General features: G+C 75.6%; 3 protein-coding genes. 2 read left to right on the forward strand and 1 reads right to left on the reverse strand.

Features of this window, described 5'->3' with window-relative positions; genetic code table 11:
• Window positions 1-1,229, forward strand: a 1,229-nt coding sequence (locus ABZV78_RS31545) for an alkaline phosphatase family protein (protein ID WP_355644485.1), incomplete at its 5' end; no start/stop codon positions are given.
• Window positions 1,230-1,494: 265 nt separating this feature from the next.
• Here ABZV78_RS31545 and ABZV78_RS31550 read toward each other — a convergent pair.
• Window positions 1,495-2,238 carry an arginase family protein gene (locus ABZV78_RS31550; RefSeq protein WP_355644487.1) on the reverse strand — a complete coding sequence of 248 codons (744 nt, stop codon included), beginning with the start codon at window positions 2,236-2,238 and terminating at the stop codon, window positions 1,495-1,497.
• Window positions 2,239-2,341: 103 nt separating this feature from the next.
• Here ABZV78_RS31550 and ABZV78_RS31555 point away from each other — a divergent pair.
• Window positions 2,342-3,277, forward strand: a 936-nt coding sequence (locus ABZV78_RS31555) for an alcohol dehydrogenase catalytic domain-containing protein (protein ID WP_355644489.1), incomplete at its 3' end; no start/stop codon positions are given.

A 3,277-nucleotide genomic window follows, 5' to 3' on the forward strand; every position in this document is an offset into this window, starting at 1 on the left:
CCGAGGCGCTGCTGGCCGACTTCCGGCGGGACGTGGCGAACGGGACGCTGCCGCAGGTGTCCTGGATCGTCGCGCCGGAGGCCTACAGCGAGCACCCGAACTGGGGTCCCGACTACGGCGCCTGGTACATGTCGCAGGTCGTCGACATCCTGGCCAGCCATCCCGAGGTGTGGAGCCGGATGGCCCTGTTCATCACCTACGACGAGGAGGGCGGCTTCTTCGACCACCTCGTGCCGCCGACGCCGCCGCAGAGCCGGGCCGAGGGTCTGTCCACCGTGCCGACCACCAACGAGATCTTCCCCGGCGACGGGCGGCGCGCCGCCGGTCCGTACGGCCTCGGCATCCGGGTGCCGATGATCGTCGTCTCGCCATGGACCCGGGGCGGCTGGGTCAACTCGCAGGTGTTCGACCACACGTCGCTGATCCGCTTCCTGGAGGCCCGGTTCGCCAAGGGCAACCCCGACCTGGTCGAGTCCAACATCACCCCGTGGCGGCGGGCGGTGGTCGGCGACCTGACCACCGCGTTCGACTTCCGGACGCCGAACGCCTCGCCGCGGGTGAAGCTGCCGGACACCGCCGATCTCAAGCCGGTCGACCTCACCCGCCAGCCCGACGAGGCGCCGGTGCCGCCGGCCGACCCGCGCCTGCCCGGCCAGGAGCGCGGGGTACGGCCCGCGCGGGCCATCCCGTACACCCTGCACGTGGACGGGCGGGCCGCCGGCACGTCGTTCCACCTCGACTTCCGCAACTCCGGGGGCGCCACCGGCGTCTTCCAGGTCCGCTCGGCCGACCCGGCCCAGCCGCCCCGCACCTACACGGTGGAGCCGGGCCGGGAGGTCAGCGACACCTGGGACGCCACCGCCGGGTACGACCTCGAGGTGCACGGCCCCAACGGCTTCTTCCGCCGCTTCACGGGCGGTGCCGGCGCCGGGGTTGACGTCCGGGCCCGGTACGACGAGCGCGACCACGAGGTCGGCCTGACCCTCGTGAACCGGGGTGCGAAGCGGGTCGAGGTGACCGTCGCCGACCGCTACTCGTCGCGGCGGACCAGGCTGTCGCTCAAGCCGGGCGAGACAACGTCCCCGTCGTGGTCGCTGTCGCGGGCGCACGGCTGGTACGACCTGACCGTCACGGTCTCCGCCGACGCCGCCTTCGCGGCCCGGTACGCCGGTCACGTCGAGAACGGCAAGCCCAGCATCAGCGACCCGGCCATGGGCGGCCTGGTCTGATCTCCGTCCGAGGTGACCGTCCACCCTGCACGGGCGGGCGGTCACCTCGGGCACGGGTCACAGCGTCGCCTATCCGACGCCGGTGTTCCCCCGCGGTCGTCAGGTCGTTCACTGTCGCCACATCGCATGGGCGGAAGGGACTCCGACATGACGATCAGCCACCGCACCGTCGGTCACGGGCCGCACCGGGTGCTGGCCCTGCACGGGTGGTTCGGGTCGGCGCGGGGCTGGGGCTGGCTGCCGGAGCTGATCGACGTCGAGCGCTTCACCTGGGCGTTCCCGGACTACCGGGGCTACGGCGAGCGCACCGGCGTGCCGGGCGAGCACAGTCGACGTGCAGCCAGACGCCACCGTCGACGTCGGCGAGCAGCGCGGCGGCGCGCTCGCCGCAGTGCCGCGGGGCGTCGACCACCGCCGGGGCGTCGATGCGCCGAATGCTGCCGGGCAGCCGGGCCACCTCGGCGGCGGCCTCCGGGTCGAGGTCCCGGGTACGGTGGCCGACCAGCACCACGTCGGCGGGCGCGACGAGCGGCGCGGTCACGCCGGCCGGCGAGGTGAGCTGCTCGGGGCCGGAGCCCGTGAGGAGGGCCAGGTCCATGTCGGCCGTCTCCCCCGTCGGCGAGGAGGGGCCGTCGAGGAAGTCGGGGTGGCCGTCGACGAAGCAGAGCCCCACCCGGCCGCGGCTCCGCCGCAGCCAGGGCAGGACACCGAGCAGCAGGCTGCAGTCACCGCCGACCACCAGCGGCCGGCGGCCGGGCCGGCTGCCGGAAGCGTCGTCGAGCCGGTCGGCCAGCACCCGCGCCGCGCGGCTGGTCTGCCCCAGCGCGCGCACGCCGGTGGCGTCGTCCCGCCGGTCGTCGTCGATGACGATCGGCGCGTCCCCGGCGTCGTCGGGGACGAGACCGGACAGCCCGGCCGCACGCAGCGCGGCCGGCGCGAGCCGCTCGCCCCGGCCGAGCGCGGAGCAGTCCCACGGCGCCCCCACCAGATACCAGCCCCGCGCTGTCACGCCCACATCGTGGCATCCGCCGGGCGCGCGAGCGGCGGTACGCGCCGACTGCCCCACCAGGGCAGGAGCCGGGCGAGGCCGGGCGCGTGTCAGGATGCGGGGCATGCGTGCGGTGATCTTCGACGAGTTCGGTGCCCGACCCGAAATCCGCGACGTGCCGGACCCGGTGGCGCCGCCCGACGGCGCGGTCGTCCGGGTGGAGGCGACGGGGTTGTGCCGTAGCGACTGGCACGGTTGGCAGGGGCACGACCCCGACATCCGCCCACCGCACGTCCCCGGACACGAGTTCGCCGGCGTGGTCGCGGCGGTCGGCGCGGGCGTCCACGGCTGGCGGCCCGGCGACCGGGTCACCGCACCCTTCGTCTGCGCCTGCGGGCAGTGTCCCGCCTGCCTCGCCGGCGACCAGCAGGTCTGCGAGCGGCAGACGCAGCCCGGCTTCACCCACTGGGGCTCGTTCGCCGAGTACGTGGTGGTGCGGCACGCCGACGTCAACCTGGTCCGGCTCCCCGACGAGCTGGACTTCCCCACCGCGGCGGCGCTCGGCTGCCGCTTCGCCACGGCGTTCCGGGCCGTGGTGAGTCAGGGGCGGGTGGCCGCGGGCGAGTGGGTGGCCGTGCACGGCTGCGGCGGGGTGGGCCTGTCGGCCGTGATGATCGCGGCGGCCTGCGGCGCGCGGGTGGTGGCGGTCGACATCTCTCCCGGCGCGCTGGACCTCGCCCGGCGCTGCGGGGCGGCGGTCTGCCTGGACGGCGGCGCGCTCGCCGGACCCGGCGCGGTCGCCGCGGCCGTCCGGGAGGCGACCGGCGGCGGCGCCCACCTGTCCCTCGACGCGCTGGGCAGTCACGCCACCTGCGCGGCGTCCGTCGAGAGCCTGCGGCGGCGCGGCCGGCACGTGCAGGTCGGCCTGCTTCCCGTCGCCCAGGGCCGCCCGGCGGTGCCGATGGAGCTGGTGATCGCGTACGAGCTGGAGCTGCGCGGCAGCCACGGCATGGCCGCGCACGCCTATCCCGAGCTGCTCCGGCTGGTCACCGCCGGGGTG

The sequence above is a fragment of the Micromonospora sp. NPDC004540 genome (assembly GCF_040610095.1).
Lineage (GTDB): Bacteria > Actinomycetota > Actinomycetes > Mycobacteriales > Micromonosporaceae > Micromonospora.